The sequence below is a fragment of the Burkholderia pseudomultivorans genome (assembly GCF_902499075.1).
In the GTDB taxonomy this organism is placed as follows: domain Bacteria; phylum Pseudomonadota; class Gammaproteobacteria; order Burkholderiales; family Burkholderiaceae; genus Burkholderia; species Burkholderia pseudomultivorans.
Genome location: NZ_CABVPP010000004.1, coordinates 73,292 through 93,232, shown reverse-complemented (window position 1 = coordinate 93,232; position 19,941 = coordinate 73,292). Strand labels below are relative to the sequence as shown.

General features: G+C 67.5%; 17 protein-coding genes. 15 read left to right on the top strand and 2 right to left on the bottom strand.

Annotated elements, in window-relative coordinates; translation table 11 throughout:
- Positions 1-8 precede the first annotated feature (8 nt).
- The 6 genes from BST28156_RS05025 (at position 9) to BST28156_RS05000 (ending at position 5,834) form a co-directional block, all read left to right on the top strand.
- On the top strand, positions 9-935 hold the full coding sequence (locus tag BST28156_RS05025; RefSeq protein ID WP_012218372.1) for an ABC transporter ATP-binding protein: 927 nt from the start codon (positions 9-11) through the stop codon (positions 933-935).
- The gene (locus BST28156_RS05020) at positions 935-1,813 is read left to right on the top strand and encodes an ABC transporter permease (protein ID WP_012218371.1); all 879 of its coding nucleotides are present in this window, start codon (positions 935-937) and stop codon (positions 1,811-1,813) included. Before BST28156_RS05025 ends, BST28156_RS05020 begins: the two co-directional genes overlap by 1 nt.
- 439 nt (positions 1,814-2,252) lie before the next feature.
- A complete protein-coding gene (locus tag BST28156_RS05015; RefSeq protein ID WP_012218370.1) occupies positions 2,253-2,666 on the top strand; it encodes a DoxX family protein in 414 nt (137 codons plus the stop codon).
- Between the two features lie 129 nt (positions 2,667-2,795).
- On the top strand, positions 2,796-3,797 hold the full coding sequence (locus BST28156_RS05010) for a dTDP-4-dehydrorhamnose reductase family protein (RefSeq protein ID WP_012218369.1): 1,002 nt from the start codon (positions 2,796-2,798) through the stop codon (positions 3,795-3,797).
- A 257-nt stretch (positions 3,798-4,054) separates the two neighbouring features.
- Complete coding sequence (locus tag BST28156_RS05005) at positions 4,055-4,384, top strand: H-NS histone family protein (RefSeq protein ID WP_006399203.1); 330 nt, start codon at positions 4,055-4,057, stop codon at positions 4,382-4,384.
- 202 nt (positions 4,385-4,586) lie between these two features.
- Complete coding sequence (locus BST28156_RS05000) at positions 4,587-5,834, top strand: MFS transporter (protein ID WP_012218367.1); 1,248 nt, start codon at positions 4,587-4,589, stop codon at positions 5,832-5,834.
- Positions 5,835-5,844: 10 nt separating this feature from the next.
- On the opposite strand, the gene BST28156_RS04995 is transcribed toward BST28156_RS05000, so the two are convergent.
- Positions 5,845-7,104, bottom strand: a complete 1,260-nt coding sequence (locus BST28156_RS04995; protein ID WP_012218366.1) for a LysR family transcriptional regulator — start codon at positions 7,102-7,104, stop codon at positions 5,845-5,847.
- 550 nt (positions 7,105-7,654) lie between these two features.
- On the opposite strand from BST28156_RS04995, the gene BST28156_RS04990 reads away from it, so the two are divergent.
- From BST28156_RS04990 to BST28156_RS04960, 7 genes are all read left to right on the top strand, one after another.
- Positions 7,655-8,959: a gallate dioxygenase gene (locus BST28156_RS04990; RefSeq protein ID WP_006399199.1), complete on the top strand. Its 1,305-nt coding sequence runs from the start codon at positions 7,655-7,657 to the stop codon at positions 8,957-8,959.
- A gap of 124 nt (positions 8,960-9,083) precedes the next feature.
- Positions 9,084-10,433, top strand: a complete 1,350-nt coding sequence (locus BST28156_RS04985) for an MFS transporter (RefSeq protein ID WP_006399198.1) — start codon at positions 9,084-9,086, stop codon at positions 10,431-10,433.
- An 86-nt stretch (positions 10,434-10,519) separates the two neighbouring features.
- Entirely contained in the window at positions 10,520-11,545 is a 1,026-nt protein-coding gene (locus BST28156_RS04980) for an amidohydrolase family protein (protein ID WP_006399197.1), read from the top strand.
- 2 nt (positions 11,546-11,547) lie between these two features.
- Positions 11,548-12,231, top strand: coding sequence for a 4-carboxy-4-hydroxy-2-oxoadipate aldolase/oxaloacetate decarboxylase (locus BST28156_RS04975; protein WP_012218365.1), 684 nt, complete (start codon positions 11,548-11,550; stop codon positions 12,229-12,231).
- A gap of 13 nt (positions 12,232-12,244) precedes the next feature.
- A complete protein-coding gene (locus BST28156_RS04970; RefSeq protein WP_012218364.1) occupies positions 12,245-12,952 on the top strand; it encodes a substrate-binding domain-containing protein in 708 nt (235 codons plus the stop codon).
- A gap of 234 nt (positions 12,953-13,186) precedes the next feature.
- Positions 13,187-15,007: a tannase/feruloyl esterase family alpha/beta hydrolase gene (locus BST28156_RS04965; RefSeq protein ID WP_012218363.1), complete on the top strand. Its 1,821-nt coding sequence runs from the start codon at positions 13,187-13,189 to the stop codon at positions 15,005-15,007.
- Between the two features lie 73 nt (positions 15,008-15,080).
- Positions 15,081-16,298, top strand: coding sequence for a porin (locus tag BST28156_RS04960; protein WP_012218362.1), 1,218 nt, complete (start codon positions 15,081-15,083; stop codon positions 16,296-16,298).
- Positions 16,299-16,400: 102 nt separating this feature from the next.
- On the opposite strand, the gene BST28156_RS04955 is transcribed toward BST28156_RS04960, so the two are convergent.
- The gene (locus tag BST28156_RS04955; RefSeq protein WP_012464836.1) at positions 16,401-17,489 is read right to left on the bottom strand and encodes a porin; all 1,089 of its coding nucleotides are present in this window, start codon (positions 17,487-17,489) and stop codon (positions 16,401-16,403) included.
- Positions 17,490-17,726: 237 nt separating this feature from the next.
- Here BST28156_RS04955 and BST28156_RS04950 point away from each other — a divergent pair, with 237 nt between their 5' ends.
- Both BST28156_RS04950 and BST28156_RS04945 read left to right on the top strand, forming a co-directional pair.
- Positions 17,727-19,073, top strand: a complete 1,347-nt coding sequence (locus BST28156_RS04950; RefSeq protein WP_230943035.1) for an MFS transporter — start codon at positions 17,727-17,729, stop codon at positions 19,071-19,073.
- Between the two features lie 14 nt (positions 19,074-19,087).
- On the top strand, positions 19,088-19,927 hold the full coding sequence (locus tag BST28156_RS04945; RefSeq protein ID WP_012218359.1) for an IclR family transcriptional regulator: 840 nt from the start codon (positions 19,088-19,090) through the stop codon (positions 19,925-19,927).
- Positions 19,928-19,941: the final 14 nt, after the last annotated feature.

The window sequence follows — 19,941 nt, the reverse complement described above, 5'->3', positions numbered from 1 at the left end:
CTTCGATCGTGAACGCCCCTTCTTCCCGCACCTGGCTGCCGCCGTTCGCGGCGCGCGATCGCGCGTCGTCCGACACGGGCACGGCTGCGTCCGCGTCCGCGTCGCGTGACGCCCATCGCGCGGCGCCGCAAGCCGCACCGTCCGCCGCGCATAGCGCACGTCTGCTCGCGGTCGACCGCGTGACGCTCGAGTACCGCACCGGCACGCGCATCGTGCGTGCGACGCAGCAGGTCAGCTTCGACGTGTACGGCGGCGATCGTTTCGTGCTGCTCGGCCCGTCCGGCTGCGGGAAATCGACGCTGTTGAAGGCGATCGCCGGCTTCGTCGAACCGGTCGCGGGCACGATCTCGCTCGACGGCGCGCCGGTGCACGGGCCGGGCCCGGATCGCGTGGTCGTGTTTCAGGAGTTCGATCAATTGCCGCCGTGGAAGACCGTCGTCGAGAACGTCGCGTTTCCGCTGCGCGTCGCCGCGAAGCTGACGCGTGCCGAGGCGCGCGAACGTGCGCTGCACTATCTCGACAAGGTCGGGCTCAGCACGTTCGCCGATGCGTATCCGCATACGTTGTCGGGCGGCATGAAGCAGCGCGTCGCCATTGCGCGCGCGCTTGCGATGCAGCCGCGCGTGCTGCTGATGGACGAGCCGTTCGCCGCGCTCGATGCGCTGACGCGCCGCAAGATGCAGGAAGAGCTGCTGCGGCTGTGGGACGACGCGCGCTTCACGCTGCTGTTCGTCACGCACTCGATCGAGGAAGCGCTCGTCGTCGGCAACCGCATCCTGTTGCTGTCGCCGCATCCGGGCCGCGTGCGCGCGGAGCTCAACAGTCATGCGTATGGGCTCGACAGCGTCGGCAGCGGCGATTTCCGCGCGAGCGTCGCGCGCATTCATCGGCTGCTGTTCGACACCGATACACCGCAGACGGAGGAGGCCGCCTGATGCGACCGTTCGATCCCGTCCTGCCGCCCGTGCGCGCCGAATACGAGCGCGAGCTCGAACCGCCGCGCGACGCCGAGCGCGCGGCGCCGTTGCCGTTGGTGCGGCGTGTCGCCGACGCGGCGTGGTTTCGCCGCGCGGCGATCGCGTTCGTGCTGATCGCCGCATGGGAGCTCGTCGCGCGCGTCGTCGCGAACGATCTGCTCGTGCCGACCTTCAGCGCGACGCTCGCCGCGTTCGTCGACGGCATCGTGTCGGGCGAGCTGCTCGTGAAGACCGGCATCTCGATGTCGGTGCTGCTGCGCGGCTATGCGCTCGGTGTGCTGCTCGCGTTCGTGCTGACGTCGGTGGCGGTGTCGACGCGCTTCGGCCGCGATCTGCTGACGATGCTCACGTCGATGTTCAATCCGTTGCCGTCGATCGCGCTGCTGCCGATCGCGTTGCTGTGGTTCGGGCTCGGCACCGGCAGCCTGCTGTTCGTCCTCGTGCATGCGGTGCTGTGGCCGCTCGCGGTGAACATGTATACCGGCTTCGTCGGCGTGCCGGCGACGCTCAGGATGGCGGGCCGCAACTACGGCCTCACCGGCCTGCGGCAGGTACTGCTGATCCTCGTGCCGGCCGCGCTGCCGTCGATCCTCTCCGGGCTGCGCGTCGGCTGGGCGTTTGCGTGGCGCACGCTGATCGCCGCGGAACTCGTGTTCGGCGCGAGCGCCGGGCAGGGCGGGCTCGGCTGGTACATCTTTCAGAACCGCAACGAGCTCTATACGGACCGCGTGTTCGCCGGCCTGGCGGCCGTCATCGTGATCGGGCTGCTCGTCGAGCATCTCGTGTTCGACACGCTCGAGCGCGTGACCGTGCGCCGCTGGGGCGTCCAGCACTGACTCGGTAGCGGCACCGACGCGCGCCCGACGGCGTGCCGCTCGGACGGAGGTTGTCCACAGGGTTATGCACGAAAACTGTGGATAGCTTCGGGCATGCGGCCGTATGAGGCCGGTTCTGCGAGGGCAGCGCAGGGTGCCGCGTCGTGCGGCGTCTCCATTTTCCGTGTCGGCAATCCGTTCAATTGTCCACCAAACCGTGACAGCCAATCAGAATCCAGCCAATTGATGAATTTCAACGGGACAGTAGACTGCACCCGTGCTTCGCCGAAACCGCTTCGAAGCCCGCGCCGTGAAGGTGCGGCCGGGACGGTTCTACGTGACGCGCGCCGACCGGCGCGGGGATCGATCGTGCGAGGAAAGGGTCCGTCGTCGACGTCGCCGCCCTGTATGGCGGCCGCTCGCTGCGGATGCAACGAACGTCAATTGAAGGATGACTGCCATGCGTTACCTGTCGCTGGAATCGAAGAAGGACGAGCTGCTGCTGGCCGCTCGCGTACTGTTGATGATCCTGTTCGTGCTGTTCGGCTGGCAAAAGCTGACCGGCTTTGCGGGCACCGTCGCCTATATGGCGTCGACCGGTTCGCCGTCGCCCGAGTTGTCGGCGGCGATTGCGGTGGGCGTCGAGCTGGTCGGCGGCGTGCTGATCGCGATCGGGTTCTACACGCGTCCGCTCGCGCTCGCGTTTTCCGTCTATACGCTCGCGACCGCGTTCATCGGCCATCGCTACTGGTCGCTGCAAGGGATGGACCAGTACCTCGCGATGATCAACTTCTACAAGAACATCAGCATCGTCGGCGCGTTCCTGCTGCTCGCGCTCACGGGCCCCGGCCGGTATTCGGTCGACCGGCAGTGACGAAGCGGCGCATCGGCGGATGCGGCAGCCCGGCGCGCGACGCGTGCGCCGGGCTTTTTTGATGGGACGCCCGCGCTTCGCTAAGATGGGCGACCGGAATCCGCCACGGCCTGCGCCTGCACTGCCCCCATGACCGCCGCTTCCCCGTCGTCCCGTCCCGCCACCGTTCTCGTGATCGGCGCGTCCGGCCTGCTCGGCCGCGCGGTCGTCGCGTCGCTGGCGCGCGATCCGGCGTTCGCGACGATCGCCACGATCCGCAACCGCGATACGCGCGGCGCACGCCTGCTCGCGCTGCCGCCCGACAAGATCGCGATACTCGACGTACTCGATCGGCCGGCGCTCGAACGCGCATTCGACCTGTATCGGCCGGCGGCGGTCGTGGTGTGCGCGGCCGAGCGGCGCCCGAACGTCTGCGAGCGCGATCCGGCCGGTGCGCGCGCCATCAACGTCGACGCGCCGGCCCGCATCGGCGCGCTCGCCGCGCGCTACGGCGCATGGACGCTCGGCATCTCGACCGACTATGTCTTCGACGGGCGCGCAGCACCTTATCGCGAGGATGCGACGCCGAATCCGCTGAACGTCTACGGCCGCACGAAACTGGAAGGCGAAGCGGCGCTGCTCGCCGCGTCGCCGCTGTCGTGCGTGCTGCGCTTGCCGCTGCTCTACGGACCGATTGCCGACTGGAGCGAGTCGGCGGTGACGAGCCTCGTGCCGGCGATCGTCGCGTCCGCGCGCGCGGGCGCCGATGCGGTCGGGATGGACGCATGGGCGATCCGCTATCCGACCTACACGCCCGACGTCGCGGCCGTGATCCGCGATCTCCTGCATCGGCATCTGGCCGGTGCGTCGGTCCTCGGCATCCGCCATTGGTCGGGCGACGAAGCGATGACGAAGTACGAGATCGCGCAGCGCATCGCCGACGCGCTGGGCCTGCGCGCATCGCTCGCGCCGATCGACACGCCGGCCGATGCGACGCCGCGTCCGTACGACTGCCATCTCGACGCGGCGCAGTTGCACGCGCTCGGTATTCATCATGCGACGCCGTTCGACACCGCGCTGCGCGAGGTGCTGCGCGATGCACCGCCGCTTCCGTCGCTTCCGTCGCCATCGACTGCGCCGCACAAGTCCTGAAACGCGCGGGTCGCGCACTGCTATCATTCGCGCCATGCCGCCTGTGCCAGGGGGCGGAGCCGGCGGCGAGGAGGTCGTCGCCGGCCGCGTGCGTCGTGCGCGCGCGCGTGTTGCGGTTCGACGGCGCGCCGGCGTTCGACGAAGTTCGGACGCCGCTCGGTCGGCCGCGTCACACATTGCAACACGGATCGGCGGAACTTCGTGTTAGGTTCGGCCATCGGAGTTTTTCAGAAAACATGCCCAAAGAGGATGAATCAATGACCCAGGCCCTGCGGGATCTCGAAGCACAGCTTCGAGACCTGAACATCAAGCTGTCGGAAGCCAAGCAGAAGGAGAAGCAGGCCGCACTCGCGGCATTCAAGCAACAAGTCGAGCTGTACGGCATCACGCAACAGGAAGTGCTGAGCGCGCTCGGTTATATCGTCCAGCGCAAGCGCAAGGCGCCGGCCAAGTATTACGATCCGACGACCGGCCGCTCGTGGTCCGGCCGCGGTCCGAAGCCGAAATGGCTCGAAGGCAAGGATCTCGATTCGCTGCTCGTCGATCGCGAAGCGAAGACGTGGTGGCCCGGCGACGATCAGGGTTGAGGCAGGTCGCGCCGGACGGCAGGTCGGCGTAGCTCGCCTGGCGCGAGCAGGTTTTTCCGGCGATGCGTGGCGTCGCCGTTCTTCTGCGGTTTCATTGCGGCATTCCGTTCAGCCGGTCGTCGATCGTTCGACGGCCGGCTTTCCTTTTTTCTGCGTCCGCCGATTCGCCTAGAATGTCGCGAATATTTTTCGGCAGAACACGATGGCAGCAGATCTCCCTTCTTCGACGCTCGGCGATTCGTCGACGCCGCCTGTGCAGCAGGTCGGTCCCTACGCATGGAAGGCGCTCGCCGGCTCGGCGATCGGCTATGCGATGGACGGCTTCGACCTGCTGATTCTCGGCTTCATGCTGCCCGCGATCACGGCGGCGCTGCAGTTGACGCCGGGCGAGGGCGGCGCGCTCGTCACGTGGACGCTGATCGGCGCGGTCGCGGGCGGCATTCTGTTCGGCGCACTGAGCGATCGCTACGGACGCGTGCGCGTGCTCACCTGGACGATCATGCTGTTCGCGATCTTCACGGCCCTGTGCGCGTTCGCGCGCGGCTTCTGGGATTTGCTCGTCTACCGGACCGTCGCCGGGATCGGCCTCGGCGGCGAGTTCGGCATCGGCATGGCGCTTGCGGCCGAAGCGTGGCCCGCGAACCGGCGAGCGCGCGTGTCGTGCTACGTCGCGCTCGGCTGGCAGGTCGGCGTGCTGCTCGCGGCGCTGCTCACGCCGTGGCTGCTCGTGCATATCGGCTGGCGCGGGATGTTCGTCGTCGGCGTGGTGCCGGCGCTGCTCGCCTGGGTGCTGCGCAACCGGCTGCACGAGCCCGAGGTGTTCGTGCAACGCGCCGCGCAGCCGGCGTCCAATGCGTTCCGGATGCTCGTCGCCGACGGCCGCACCGCGCGCACCAGTGCCGGCATCGTGATCCTCTGCGCGGTTCAGAACTTCGGCTACTACGGCATCATGATCTGGCTGCCGACGTTCCTGTCGAAGCAGCTGGGCTTCTCGCTGACGAAGTCAGGGCTGTGGACGGCGGCGACCGTCGTCGGAATGATGCTCGGCGTCTGGGTGTTCGGCCAGCTCGCGGACCGCATCGGCCGCAAGCCGACCTTCCTGATCTACCAGCTCGGCTCGGTCGCGACCGTCATCGCCTATGCGCAGCTGTCGAATCCGACCGCGATGCTGTGGGCCGGCGCGTTGATGGGCATGTTCGTGAACGGGATGGTCGGCGGATACGGGACGCTGATGTCCGAAGGCTATCCGACGGCGGCGCGCGCGACCGCGCAGAACGTGCTGTGGAATATCGGCCGCGCGATCGGCGGCCTCGGGCCGATGACGGTCGGCGCGCTCGCCGCGCGCTACTCGTTCCAGACGGCGATTGCACTGCTTGCGGGCCTGTACGTACTCGACATGGTGGCGACGGTATTCCTGATTCCCGAACTGAAGGGCGTCGAACTCGAGTAGCGCACGCGCGCTAATGCGCGGCCTCTCGCGCGACGATGCGCGGCCCGCGTGCGATGTCGGTCGCGACGACGCGTATCGCATCGATCAGCGCGCGCGCTGCCGGCGACGGCGGGCTGCCGCTGCGCGTGATCAGCCCGATGTCGCGCGTCGTGTCGTGCATCGGCACGTCGAGTACCGCGAGCAGCCCCGACTCGCATTCGTAATGCAATTGCTGCGCGGACAGCACGGCCAGCATGTCGCTATGCAGCAGCAGCCCGCGGATCACCGCGAGATCGGCGCTTTCGACGGTCGGCATCGGCGGCTTGAGCTTCATGCGCCGGAACAGCGCATCGAACAGGCCGCGCGCGGGCGCATGGCTGCGCGGGAGGATCCATTGCGCGGCCGCGAGGCTGCGCAGCCCGAGATTGCGCACGCGCGCGAGCGGATGATCGCGGCGCGCCAGCACGACGAGATTCTCCGACATCAATCGTTCGTTCTCGAGGTCGCCGGCCGCATCGTTCGCGCGCAACGCGCCGAGAATGAAGTCGATGTCGCCCGCGCGCACGCCCGCGACGAGCGCCTCGTACGCGCTTTCGTCGGTGATCACGCGCACTTTCGGGAAACGCGTGACGACGCGCGCGACCGCTTCCGGCAGGATCAGCGTGCGGCCGAGCGGCAGCGCGCCGACGGTCACCACGCCCTGGATGCTGCCGTGCAATGCGGCGACGTCGTCGGCGACATGCCGCAACTCGTTCAGCGCGCGCCGCACATGCAGCAGAAACGTTTCGCCGTCGGCCGTCAGCAGCAGGCCGCGCGGATGGCGATGAAACAGCGCGAAACCGGCGCCGCTTTCGAGAATCCGGATCGCGCTGCTGACGGCCGGCTGCGTCACGCCGAGCGCGCGGGCCGCGCTCGGCATGTGACGGTGCCGCGCGAGCGTCGAGAAGAGCTGCAGCCGCCGCGTGTTCAGCAGATACGCCGGCAGCCCGCCTTCGCCGGGCGCACGCCGCCGCGACTGCCGCAACGCACACCAGTTCGCGAGTTCGCCGAGCTCGGCGAAGACGCGCTCGCTGCGCTTCAGCACCGCGCGTCCGACCGGCGTCGCCAGCATGCCGGACGGCTTGCGATCGAACAGCGGTTCGCCGAGCGCCGCTTCCACTTCCTGCACGGCACGCGTGACGGCCGATTGCGCACGAAACAGCGCGGCGGCCGCGCGGCTGACGCTGCCCGTGTCGGCAACGCGCTGGACGGCATACAGACACGCAAGGTTCGGCAGATCGTTGGAATCCATGGTCGCGGAAGTTCGATGGAAGGCACGCGAGCGTCGTCGCGGCGGCGCTCGCCCATGACGATCGACTTTACCGGAACGGCGCCGCCCGAGCTTGCGTCGTGCTTATCGACGTATCTGTTTTATTTATCGGGGATGAATCCGGCGCCGCTGCCACGCGCGCCGAGCGGCGCGCGACGGCCGCGCGCGGAAGCCCTGTCCCGTGGGCCTGCGGCGTGTGCAGCACGCCTGCGGCGCGCTCGCCGAACGTGCGCCACATGCGACTTTCCGCTCAAAACCAAGGGTTTACCCCGACTGGGTGGCGACGATGCGCAATGGGTAATTTCGGCCTGGTCAGCAGCGTGCGTGCCGTTGCCGGCGACCGGGCGGGCCATCTGATCCGTTGTTCGTCCGATCGAAACCGGACATCGGGCGGCAACGGCGAGCGGCGACACGCGCTCCGCGCACCGTCTGCCGCGACGGTGGCGACGCGCACACCGCACACGCGCATCCATTCTGCCGGACCGTCGAGCGGACGATCCGCATTCGAACATCGCGAAGGAGCACACAGGCCATGGCACGGATTATCGGAGGCATCGCCGCCTCCCACACGCCCACGATCGGGTTCGCGTTCGACAAGAACAAGCGCGACGATCCGGTCTGGGCGCCGATCTTCGAGAACTTCGCGCCGCTCGCCGCATGGCTCGACGCGCAGCGCCCGGACGTGCTGCTGTTCATCTACAACGACCATGTGACGTCGTTCTTCTTCGACCATTACTCGGCATTCGCGCTCGGCGTCGGGCCGCAATGGCATCCGGCCGACGAAGGCGGCGGCGCGCGCGACCTGCCGCCGATCGCCGGCGATCCGGCGTTCGCCGCGCATATCGGCCAGTCGCTGATGGCCGACGAGTTCGACATGTCGTTCTTCCAGAACAAGCCGCTCGATCATGGCTGTTTCTCGCCGTTGTCGGTGCTGTGTCCGCATCGCCCGGACTGGCCGGTGCGCCTCGTGCCGCTGCAGATGGGCGTGCTGCAGCTGCCGGTGCCGTCCGCGCGCCGCTTCTACCGGCTCGGGCAGGCGCTGCGCCGCGCGATCGAAAGCTATCCGGAGGACCTGCGCGTCGCAATCGTCGCGACGGGCGGGCTGTCGCACCAGGTGCACGGCGAACGCGCGGGCTTCAACGATCCGGAATGGGACCGGCGCTTTCTCGATCTGTTCGAGCGCGATCCCGAACGTCTTGCCGGCATGACGCTGGCCGAATACGCGACGCTCGGCGGCTTCGAAGGCGCCGAGGTCGTGATGTGGCTCACGATGCGCGGCGCGCTGCCGGCCGGCGTCGTGTGCCGGCATCGCAGCTACTACCTGCCGTCGATGACGGGCATCGCGACCGCGATCTACGAAAGTGCGGACCCGGACGTCGACACGGCCGCCGTCGAACGGCACCGTCGGCGCATCGCGGCCGAACTCGACGGCGTCGAGCGCCTGCCCGGCACGTATCCGTTCACGATCGCGCGTGCGGTGCGTGCGTACCGGATCAACGACTATCTGCACCGGATGATCGAGCCCGCCCATCGCGCGCAGTTCCTGGCCGACCCCGAAGCGAGCTTCGCGGCGGCGGGCCTCAGCGACGAAGAGCGCGACCTGATCCGCCGACGCGACTGGGCCGGCCTGCTGCGCTACGGCGTGATCTTTTTCCTGCTGGAAAAACTCGGCGCGGTGACGGGCGTGTCGAACCTGCACATCTATGCGGCGATGCGCGGCGAATCGCTGGAAGATTTTCAGCGCACGCGCAATGCGCCCGGCGCGCTGTATTCGGTCGCCGGCAAGAGCGCGGGGCCGCTCGGCTGGGACGCCGGCACGGAGGGCAACGAAAGCTAGCGAATGCGCGCGCGCACGCGGCAACGTTGCCGGGTGCGTCGCCGGCCTCCACAGGAGACCGGCTCAGATAAATAGGATGGCGAAGCGAAGCGCGGGTCGCCGCCAAGGAGACAGGAGAAACAGGATGGCAAGTGGAAAGACAATCGACATCAAGTCGTTCATCGACGACCGGCCGGTGTCGCGCTACCAGTGGCTGCTGGTCGCGCTGTGCTGCCTCGTCGTGATCGCGGACGGGATGGACGTCGCGATCATGGGGTTCGTCGCACCGTCGGTGATTCGCGACTGGGCGATCTCGCGGCCGGAATTCGGGCTCGTGATGAGCGCGGCGCCGATCGGTCTCGTGATCGGTGCGCTCGTCGCCGGCCCGAGCGCGGACCGGTTCGGGCGCAAGCGCGTGCTGATCGCGTCGGTGTTGCTGTTCGGCCTCTTCACGATCGCGACCGCGTATGCGGGCTCGCCGGTTCAGATGGCCGTGCTGCGGCTGCTGACCGGCATCGGGCTCGGCGCCGCGATGCCGAACACGACGACGCTGCTGTCGGAGTATGCGCCGCAGCGGATGCGGTCGCTGATGATCACGATCATGTTCACGGGCTTCAATCTCGGCTCGGCGCTGATCGGCTTCGTCGCCGGCTGGCTGATTCCGCTGCACGGCTGGCGCGCGGTACTGCTGTTCGGCGGCGCGCTGCCGCTGCTGCTGATTCCGCTGCAACTGTGGCTGCTGCCCGAATCGGCGCGGCTGCTCGCCGTGCGCGGTGCGCCGTCGCAGCGCATCGGCGCGTTGCTGAACCGCGTCTGCGGCGCACGCTTCGACGGCAACGAGACGTTCGTCTCGAACGAGCCGCCGCTGCCGACGCGCAAGCCGATCGGCGTGCTGTTCTCGCAAGGCTACGGCGTCGTCACGGTATCGCTGTGGATCACGTACTTCATGGGACTGCTCGTGATCTATCTGCTGACCGGCTGGCTGCCGACACTGATCAAGGATGCGGGCCTGTCGGTCAGCACGGCCGCGAACGTGACGGCGATGTTCCAGATCGGCGGGACGATCGGCGCGATCGGCGTCGGCTGGCTGATGGACAAGGTGCGGCCGGCACCCGTGATCGGCGCCGCGTATCTCGGTGGCGCACTGTGCGTGGCCGTGCTCGCGTGGGCCGGCGCGCTGTCGTCGTCGCTCGCGCTGCTCGTGTTTGCGGCGGGCTTCTGCATGAGCGGCGCGCAGACGGGGCTGAACGCGTATGCGCCGGGCCGCTACCCGACCGTTGCGCGCGCAACCGGCGTGAGCTGGATGCTCGGCATGGGCCGCTTCGGCAGCATTTTCGGTTCGGCGATCGGCGGCGCGCTGCTCGGCCTCGGCTGGAAGTTCGACGCGATCCTGTCGATGCTCGCGGTGCCCGCCACGCTTGCGGCGATCGCGATCGTCACGACGCAGCGCGCGGCCGCACCTGAACCGAAGGAAATGGAAAAACCGGCGCACTGACCGCGTCCGCACGATCGCGCGTCCCGCGTCGCGGGCCGGCGCCGACACGCGGCATCCGGCCAGCACGTCATGCAACAGGAGTGTCAATGATCATCGATATTCACGGCCACTACACGACCGCGCCGAAGGCGCTCGAGACCTGGCGCAATCGCCAGATCGCGGCGATTCACAGCCCGTCCGAGCGGCCGAAGGTCGCGGAACTGAACATCAGCGACGACGAGCTGCGCGAGTCGCTCGAGCCCAACCAGTTGCGGCTGATGCGCGAGCGCGGCCTCGACCTGACGATCTTCAGCCCGCGCGCGAGCTTCATGGCACACCACATCGGCGACTTCGACGTGTCGAGCACCTGGGCCGCCGTCTGCAACGAGCTGTGCTACCGCGTGCACCGGCTGTACCCCGACCGCTTCGTGCCGGCGGCGATGCTGCCGCAAAGCCCCGGCGTCGACGTGGCGACCTGCATTCCGGAGCTCGTCCGGTGCGTCGAGGCGTACGGCAACGTCGCGGTCAACCTGAATCCCGATCCGTCCGGCGGCCACTGGACGAGCCCGCCGCTGTCGGACCGCTACTGGTATCCGCTGTACGAGAAGATGGTCGAGTACGACATCCCCGCGATGATCCACGTGAGCACGAGCTGCAACGCGTGCTTTCACACGACCGGCGCGCACTACCTGAACGCGGACACGACCGCGTTCATGCAGTGCCTGACGTCGGATCTGTTCAAGGACTTTCCGACGCTGCGCTTCGTGATTCCGCACGGCGGCGGCGCGGTGCCGTATCACTGGGGGCGCTTTCGCGGCCTCGCACAGGAACTGAAGAAGCCGCTCCTGACCGAGCATCTACTCAACAACGTGTTCTTCGATACGTGCGTCTATCACCAGCCGGGCATCGATCTGCTGACCGGCGTGATTCCGGTCGACAACATCCTGTTCGCGAGCGAGATGATCGGCGCGGTTCGCGGCATCGATCCGGAGACCGGGCACTACTACGACGACACGAAGCGCTACATCGAAGCGTCGGCACTCGACGCGCAGGCGCGCTACAAGATTTACGAAGGCAATGCGCGCCGCGTGTATCCGCGCCTGGATGCGCAACTGAAAGCGAAGGGGAAGTGAAGATGAACGAACTCGGCGTGGTTTACCGCACGATCGATCGCGCGGACGCGCAGGTCGCCGCACGGCTCGGCGAACTCGGTGCCGCGACGGTGCACGAGGCGATGGGGCGCACGGGGCTGATGAAGCCGTACATGCGTCCGATCTATCCGCGCGCGCATGCGTCGGGCACGGCCGTGACCGTGCTGCTGCATCCGGGCGACAACTGGATGATGCATGTCGCGGCCGAACAGATCCGGCCGGGCGACGTCGTCGTTGCCGCGATCACCGCGGACTGCACGGACGGCTATTTCGGCGATCTGCTCGCGACGAGCTTCAAGGCGCGCGGCGCGCATGCGCTGATCATCGACGCGGGCGTGCGCGACGTCGCGGTGCTCGAGGCGATGCAGTTTCCGGTATGGAGCAAGGCGATCTCCGCGAAAGGCACGATCAAGGCGACGCTCGGCTCGGTGAACGTGCCGGTCGTCTGCGCGGGCGCGCTCGTGCATCCGGGCGACGTGATCGTCGCGGACGACGACGGCGTCGTCGCGGTGCCGGCCGCGCAGGCGGCCGACGTGCTCGACAAGGCGCTGGCGCGCGAAGCGAACGAGGCGAAAAAGCGCGAGACGCTCGCGTCCGGCGTGCTCGGCCTCGACATGTACGACATGCGCGAGCCGCTGCGGCAGGCCGGCCTGCGCTATATCGACTGACGCGGAGGCGACGATGGCACACGGGCCCCGCACGCCGGCCGCGATCGCCGGCATCTCGTCGATGGCGACGCGATCGCTGCTCGCCCGGCTCGTCGAGTGCTATGCGTACGACACGGGCGGCCGCGTCGACGTCACGTCGATCGGCGGTGTCGATGCCGCGCGTCGCGTGCAGGCCGGCGAGCCGTTCGACTTCGTCGTGCTCGCAGCCGACGCGATCGAGCGGCTCGCGGTCGAGGGCCGGGTCGACATGGAAGGCCGCGTCGACGTCGCGCGCTCGGCCATCGCGGTGGCGGTGCCGGCCGGCACGCCGCGCCCCGATCTCGGCACCGAAGCCGCGGTGCGCGACGCGGTGCTGCGCGCACGCCGGATCGGCTACTCCACCGGGCCGAGCGGCGTGCATCTGAATCGCTTGTTCGCGCGCTGGGGCATCGCCGATGCGCTCGCGTCGCGCATCGTGCAGGCGCCGCCCGGCGTGCCGGTCGGCTCGCTGATCGCATCCGGCGACGTCGAGCTCGGCTTTCAGCAATTGAGCGAGCTGGCGAACGTCGACGGTATCGACGTCGCGGGCCTGCTTCCCGACACGATTCAGTCGATCACGGTGTTCGCGGCGGCCGTCTGCACGGCGGCGCGCGAACCGGCTTCGGCCGCGCAGTTTCTCGCCTATCTGGCTTCGCCGCACAACGATGCGGCAAAGCGTGCATGCGGGATGGAGCCGGCGTGACGTCGTAATACGCGACCGGATGTCGGCGCGCGCGTCGGCTGCATCCGAGCGATAAACAGATCGGATGGCACGGCGCGCGGTTCGCAACGCAGCAATGCGACGTCGCTCGTTATGCTGACCAACGAACGTCGCGCCTGTCGATGCACGGCGTTCAACCGCGTGTCGACGCTTTCACGAACGGCCGTCGCGCGACAAGCGCGAGCCGGCCGCCAATCAAAACGACAGGAGACGGACATGGAGACGAACGGCAACGCAGTGTGCGCGCGGCGCACGACTGGACGCGAGACGGGCAGCGGAACGGAGCGGCTGCTGCGGCGGCTGGCGATCGCGATCGGGTGGCTCTGCGCGGTGATGCTCGGCTGGCCGCTGGTAGCAAGTGCAGCCAATGCAGCGAGCAGCGGCGGTCTCGCGAATCTGCCGGCCGTGATGCCGGCGATGTCGTGTCAGGCGATCGCGTCGCTCGACCTGAGCGGCGTGACCGATGGCCCCGTGACGATCACGTCCGCGACCGTGCTGCCCGCGGGCACGGTCGTCGGCAACAACACGCTGCCCGCGCCGATGTGCGACGTGAAGGGGACGATCGGCCCCGGCGCATCGCTGTTCGAGCTCCAGCTGCCGACGCAGGGCTGGACGCAACGCTATCTGCAGACGGGATGCGGCGGCCTGTGCGGCAATCTGTCGGTCAACGCGCCGATGGCATCGACCTGCGTGCCAGTGACGAACGGCACGATCGCGATGGCCGCGACCGACATGGGACACGAAGGCGGCAACGACGGTGCCTGGGCGCTGGACCCGCGCGCGAAGCTCGACTTCGCGTATCGCGCCGAGCATGCGACCGCGCAGGTCGCGAAGGCGATCATCCAGCGCTTCTATGCGCGACCCGCACGCTATGCGTACTTCGACGGCTGTTCGGACGGCGGCCGCGAGGCGTTGATGGAAGCGCAGCGCTACCCCGACGATTTCGACGGGATCGCCGCCGGTGCGCCCGCGAACGATCTGATCGTGCAGAACACGTTTCATCACGCGTGGCCCGCCGCCGTGAACACCGATCCGAAGACCGGCAACGCGATCCTGCTCGCCGGCAAGCTGCCGATGCTGCATGCCGCCGTGCTGAAAGCATGCGATGCACTGGATGGCGTCGTCGACGGCGTGATCGACAATCCGCGCGCGTGCCGCTTCGATCCCGCGACGCTCGTCTGCGCGACCGGCCAGGCGGATGCGACCTGCCTGACGCCGCAGGAAGCCGCTGTCGTGCGCCGGCTTCACGACGGCGCGACGACGGCCGACGGGCTGCGGCTCGAACCGTTCGTATCGCGCGAGTGGGGCTCGGAGCTGAACTGGACGCTGTTCGTGCCGGCGACGGCCACCGCGCAAAGCGGCACGATCGGCTTCGTGCTGCCGTTCCTGCGCTACCTCGACTATTACAACGCATCGTATCCGTCCGCGACGATCGGCGATCTGAAGTTCACGCTGGCGGGCTTCCTGAAGACGGTGGTCCCCGCGTCGAACTACCTCGCCGCGACCGATCCCGACCTGAGCCGCTTCGCCGGCCGCAACGGCAAGCTGCTGCTCTGGCACGGCCTCGAGGACCAGCATATCTCGCCGCGTTCGAGCATCGAATACTACGAAGCGATGAAGCGCTACATGGGCGATGCGACCGTCGACCGCTTCGCGCGCTTCTACCTGTTCCCCGGCGTCGCGCACTGCGGCGGCGGCCAAGGACCGAACGTGTTCGACGTGCTGACGCCGCTGATGGCGTGGACCGAGACGGGCGCGACGCCGGGCCGAATCGTCGCGTCGATCGTCGACGCGAGCGGCAACACGACGCGCACGCGGCCGGTGTTTCCGTATCCGGCCACCGCGCGCTACACGGGCAGCGGCAGCACCGACGACGCGGCGAACTTCGTCGCCGACACGCCGAAGGCCGACCCGTTCGTCGACCTGCACTGGGCCGGCGAATGGCTGTACTCGCCGGGCTACGAAGCGACGTGCCGTGTGAGCGGTTCGCAACTCGCGTGCACGGGCGGCAACGGCTGGCGTGCGTACCGCCCCTGATCGAACGAGCGGCGTCGATGCGCCGCTCGCCATTTCAATCCTGTCAGACAAAACCAACGAAGGAGACATATCGATGAAGAAGCAGGCATGGCGGACGGCGCTGACGTCCGGCGTCGCGTTCGCGGTCGCTGCACCGGCATTCGCGCAAAGCAGCGTCACGCTGTACGGGATCGTCGACAACGGCATCGGCTACCAGAGCAGCGCGACGACGGTCGGCTCGACGTCCGGCGGCAAGTCGCTCGTCAAGATGAATCAGGGCGTGTGGGCCGGCAGCCGGTTCGGCCTGAAGGGCACGGAGGATCTCGGCGGCGGCACGAAGGCGATCTTCACGCTCGAATCCGGATTCAATTCGGGCACCGGCGCCGCGCAGTACACCGACGCGATGTTCGGCCGGCAGGCGTGGGTCGGGCTGACCAACGCGACGTACGGCACGCTGACCGCCGGGCGACAGTACGCGTCGTACTACCAGACGATGGCGCCGTTCAGCCCGATTACATGGATCACCGGCTACTACGGCGCGCACCCGGGCGACGTCGACGGGCTCGACACGATCTATCGTGCGAACAACACGATCGAATATACGTCGCCGAAATGGTACGGCCTGACGCTGAGCGGCTCGTACTCGCTCGGCGGCGTCGCGGGCAGCACGAACGCCGGCTCGACGTGGGCAACCGGCATTCAGTATGCGGCCGGCCCGCTCGGTGTCGGCGTCGCGTTCGAGCGCATCAACAACTCGAATACCGCGGGCGGCACGTGGGGCGCGAATTCGACGACGTCGAACGGCGGCTCGCAGATCGGCGTGTCGGCGGTCACGAACGGCTATCAGACGGCGAAGGCGCAGCAGCGCTTCGCGGTCGGCCTCAGCTACCGGTTCAGCGACGCGTGGGATGCAACGGCGACGTACACGAACACGCAGTACATTCCGGGTGCCGCATCGAAGTTCTTCAATACGGCGATCTTCAATACGGCGGGCGCGGTACTGCACTGGAAGCCGTCGGCGGTGTGGGATTTCGGTGCGGGCTATGCCTATACGCGCGCGACCGAATCGAACGGCATCACCGATAGCGCGCAATATCATCAGTTCAACCTGTCGCAGTACTACTCGCTGTCGAAGCGCACCGGGCTGTATCTGCTCGAAGCGTATCAGCATGCGAAGGGCAAGACGCTCGGCACGAACGGCGCCGGCAATATCGTCAATGCGACCGCGACGCTCGGCGACGGGCTGAACACCGCGCCGTCGTCGACCGGCAATCAGTTCGCGTTCGGTGCCGGGATCATTCACCGGTTCTGAGCGGAGCGAGAAGCAACGCCGATTTCATGAAGGAGCGTGAACGGGCCGATAGGCCCGTTTTTTATCGTCGTGCGACTGCTGCGGGCGGTATGGACCGCGCCTTCAGAACGAATGCGTGATCCCCACATGCGCGAGCAACTGCGACCTGCCCGACGACGGCCCGTTCGGATAGGTCGCAGCCGTCGCGCCGTTGCCCGACGCGAGCTGCCACGTCAGCGTCGCCTGCACCTGCGTGCGTTTCGACAACGAATACAGGTTGCCGGCTTCCAGCGTGTTCCAGTGCATGCCCTCCATGCGCGAATACGTGTAGTCGAGCGTGACGGCCTCCGCCGCCGTGAACTGGTAGAGCGTGCCCGCATCGATGTTCTGCATGTGCGTGGCCGACCGCGCACCCTTGATGTCGGTACGCGTGTACAGCAGGTTGATCGTCCACGGCTGCACGATCCGGTACGTGAGCCCGATGCCGAGGTTGTCGACCGCGTTGGACTGGAACGTCTGCTGCGCCGACAGCGTCTGTCCGAGAAAGCGCGTCCAGCCGAAGTAGTTGTAGAGATCGAGCACGCGCCGCTTGGTCGTCATGTAGGTGACGCCGGCCGACAGCGGGCCGCGATCGTACGTCGCGTACGCGCCCGCGCTGTGCCCGCTCGCATCCGAGCCTGCAAAGCCGTATAACGCGCCGACCCGCACGCCGTACCAGTCGGGGCTGCGGTATTTGACGGCGTTCTCGATCTGGTAGCCGTTGGTCAGGCTGTCCAGATTGCCCGCATGGAACGAGTACAGGCTGCGATTCCAGAACGCATTCGAATAGCGGATCGCGACGTCGTCCATCAGATCGGACTGGCGGCCGAGCGTCAGCGTGCCGAGCGGCCCGTCGAGGCCGACGTAGGCCTGCCGGTCGAACAGCGTATTGGTCTTGATCAGCGCGCCCGTATTGACGTTGAAGCCGCTCTCGAGCGCGAACACGGCGCGATAGCCGCCGCCGAGCTCCTCGTTGCCGCGCAACCCCCACCGCGTCGGTGAACCGATGCCCGATGCAGTGCCCCACGACGCACCGCCGCGCTTGTTGCTGATGTACGTGATGCCGGAATCGACCTGCCCCCATAGCGTCAACGCGCTGCTTTGCGCATGGGCGAGCGAAACCAGCGAGACGCCGCAGCCGGCGATCAGGAGCGTGCGAGGCAGGATTTTCATATGTCGGAGTCGGAAGGGGAGTGAGTGCCGATCTTTGTTTAGATGACCATAGGTGGTCATTTCGTTATTGCGTGGAAAAATCATAGGTCTGCCGCTCGACGCCGTGCAAGCAGAAAAATAATCAAGTGCTGCTTGACCGGCACTTTTGACCGCGCGATGATCGCGGCTCCAATGGTCTAAATGTCCATACATGGTCATTCAACGACCAAACCGACGCCACCGACGAGAGACGACCGAATGCCTGATACCGCTGCCCGGAAACCCACGCGCGTCCGCTTCCTGATGCTGTTTCTCGTGTTCGTCGGCACCGTCGTCAACTATGTCGACCGCGCCAACCTGTCGGTGGCCGCGCCGCTGCTCAAGCACGAGTTCGGACTCGACCCGGTGGCGATCGGCGTGCTGTTCTCCGCGTATTCATGGACCTACGTGCTCGCGAACCTGCCCGGCGGCTGGGTCGTCGATCGCTTCGGCTCGCGCGCGATGTATGCGCTGGCGCTGCTGATCTGGTCGAGCTTCACGTTCCTGCAGGGCTTCGCCGGCCGCTTTGCGACGCTGTTCGGGCTGCGGCTCGGCGTGGGCATTGCCGAGGCGCCGACCTTCCCGATCAACAACCGCGTCGTGTCGATCTGGTTCGCGCAGCGCGAACGCGGCAGCGCGACGAGCGTCTATCTCGTCGGCCAGTACATCGGCATGGCGGCGCTGACACCGGCGCTGTTCTGGATCGCGGGCACCTTCGGCTGGCGCGCGATCTTCTTCGCGACGGGCCTCGTCGGCATCGTGTGGGCCGGCATCTGGTATCTGCTGTACCGCGATCCCGAGCAATGCCGATGGGTGAACCAGGCCGAGCTCGATCACATCCGGCGCGGCGGCGCCGTCGTCGAGACCGGCAAGCCCGCGCGCGGCGAACCGTTTCCGTGGCGCAAGCTCGCGATCGTGTTCAGCAACCGGCAGATCGTCGCGATCTGCGCGGGCAAGTTCGCGTCGCTGTCGTCGCTGTACTTTTTCCTGACCTGGTTCCCGAGCTATCTGATCAGCGAGCGGCACATGACGGTGCTGAAGGCGGGCGGCGTCGCCTCGGTGCCGTTCGTGGCCGCGTCGATCGGCGTACTCGCCGGCGGTGCGTTGTCGGACTGGCTGCTGCGACGCGGCGCGAGCGTCGGCACCGCGCGCAAGACGCCGATCATCACCGGCCTGCTGCTGGTGCCGACGATGACGCTGACAGTGCTGACCGACACGAACTGGATCGTGATCGCGATCATGTCGTTCGCATTTTTCGCGCAGGGCGTCGCGTCCGCGTCGTGGTCGCTGATCGGCGACATCGCGCCGCGCAGCATGCTCGGCATCACGGGCGGCGCGGTGAACTTCGTCGGCAACCTGTCTGGTATCGTTACGCCGATCGCCATCGGCTTCATCGTCCGCGAGACGGGTTCGTTCGGGTGGGCGCTCGGGTTGATCAGCGTGTTCGCGGTGATCGGCGCGCTGTGCTACACGTTCCTGCTCGGCGAGGTCAAACGCATCGACCTCGATCCGCCCGCACGCGGCGGCCGCTCGCCCGAACCGCTGAAGTCGACCGTGCAAGACTGACACGCCAGCCCACGATGAATCCAGATACACCCGATACGACCGGCACGCCTTCCGACGACGACACTTACCTGGTACCCGCGCTGGAGCGCGGCCTCAGGGTGCTCGAACTGTTCAATGCGCGCGAGCCGGTGCTGACGCCCAACGCGATTGCGCAGCGGCTCGGCTTGCCGCGTACGACCGCGCTGCGCCTCGTGCAAACCCTGCATACGCTCGGCTACCTCGAACGCGCGAATCGCGACCGCGACTACCGGCTCGGCGCGCGCGTGATGAAGCTCGGCTTCGACTATCTGAGTTCGCTCGCGCTGACCGATATCGGCACGCCGGTGATCGAGCGGCTGCGCGACGAGACCGGATTCGCGAGTCATCTGGTCGTGCGCGACGGACGCGACGTCGTGTTCGTCGCGAAGGCGTGGACGCACGATTCCGTGATGAGCGCGATCAAGGTCAATATCGGCACGCGGATTCCCGCGCATGCGTCGGTGCACGGCCATGTGCTGCTCGGCGATCTCGATCGTGCGGAGCTCGAAGCGCTGTTTCCCGAACCGATGCTGCCGACCTATACGCCGCATACGCCGCGCACGGCCGCCGAAGTCCATGCGCGTGCACAGAAATATGCGGCGGAAGGCTATGCGCTGAGCGAGTCGTCGTTCGAGCCCGGCATCTCGGTGATCAGTGCGCCCGTGCGCGACGGCAGCGGGTTGATCGTCGCCGCGGTCACGCTGACCGTCGCGCGGCCGTTCCTCGAGAAGTCGATGCTCGACCAAGGGCTCGTCGGCAAGGTGCTGAAGGCGGCCGGCGAACTGTCCGAGCGGTTGAACTACCGCGCGCCGGATCCGGCGGCCACGCGCGACTGACGCGTGACACACGC

Coding starts and splice junctions, on each gene's coding strand:
- BST28156_RS05020 (WP_012218371.1), top strand. CDS start 935: ATGCGACCGTTCGATCCCGTCCTGCCGCCCGTGCGCGCCGAATACGAG.
- BST28156_RS05015 (WP_012218370.1), top strand. CDS start 2,253: ATGCGTTACCTGTCGCTGGAATCGAAGAAGGACGAGCTGCTGCTGGCC.
- BST28156_RS05010 (WP_012218369.1), top strand. CDS start 2,796: ATGACCGCCGCTTCCCCGTCGTCCCGTCCCGCCACCGTTCTCGTGATC.
- BST28156_RS05005 (WP_006399203.1), top strand. CDS start 4,055: ATGACCCAGGCCCTGCGGGATCTCGAAGCACAGCTTCGAGACCTGAAC.
- BST28156_RS05000 (WP_012218367.1), top strand. CDS start 4,587: ATGGCAGCAGATCTCCCTTCTTCGACGCTCGGCGATTCGTCGACGCCG.
- BST28156_RS04995 (WP_012218366.1), bottom strand. CDS start 7,104: ATGGATTCCAACGATCTGCCGAACCTTGCGTGTCTGTATGCCGTCCAG.
- BST28156_RS04990 (WP_006399199.1), top strand. CDS start 7,655: ATGGCACGGATTATCGGAGGCATCGCCGCCTCCCACACGCCCACGATC.
- BST28156_RS04985 (WP_006399198.1), top strand. CDS start 9,084: ATGGCAAGTGGAAAGACAATCGACATCAAGTCGTTCATCGACGACCGG.
- BST28156_RS04980 (WP_006399197.1), top strand. CDS start 10,520: ATGATCATCGATATTCACGGCCACTACACGACCGCGCCGAAGGCGCTC.
- BST28156_RS04975 (WP_012218365.1), top strand. CDS start 11,548: ATGAACGAACTCGGCGTGGTTTACCGCACGATCGATCGCGCGGACGCG.
- BST28156_RS04970 (WP_012218364.1), top strand. CDS start 12,245: ATGGCACACGGGCCCCGCACGCCGGCCGCGATCGCCGGCATCTCGTCG.
- BST28156_RS04965 (WP_012218363.1), top strand. CDS start 13,187: ATGGAGACGAACGGCAACGCAGTGTGCGCGCGGCGCACGACTGGACGC.
- BST28156_RS04960 (WP_012218362.1), top strand. CDS start 15,081: ATGAAGAAGCAGGCATGGCGGACGGCGCTGACGTCCGGCGTCGCGTTC.
- BST28156_RS04955 (WP_012464836.1), bottom strand. CDS start 17,489: ATGAAAATCCTGCCTCGCACGCTCCTGATCGCCGGCTGCGGCGTCTCG.
- BST28156_RS04950 (WP_230943035.1), top strand. CDS start 17,727: ATGCCTGATACCGCTGCCCGGAAACCCACGCGCGTCCGCTTCCTGATG.
- BST28156_RS04945 (WP_012218359.1), top strand. CDS start 19,088: ATGAATCCAGATACACCCGATACGACCGGCACGCCTTCCGACGACGAC.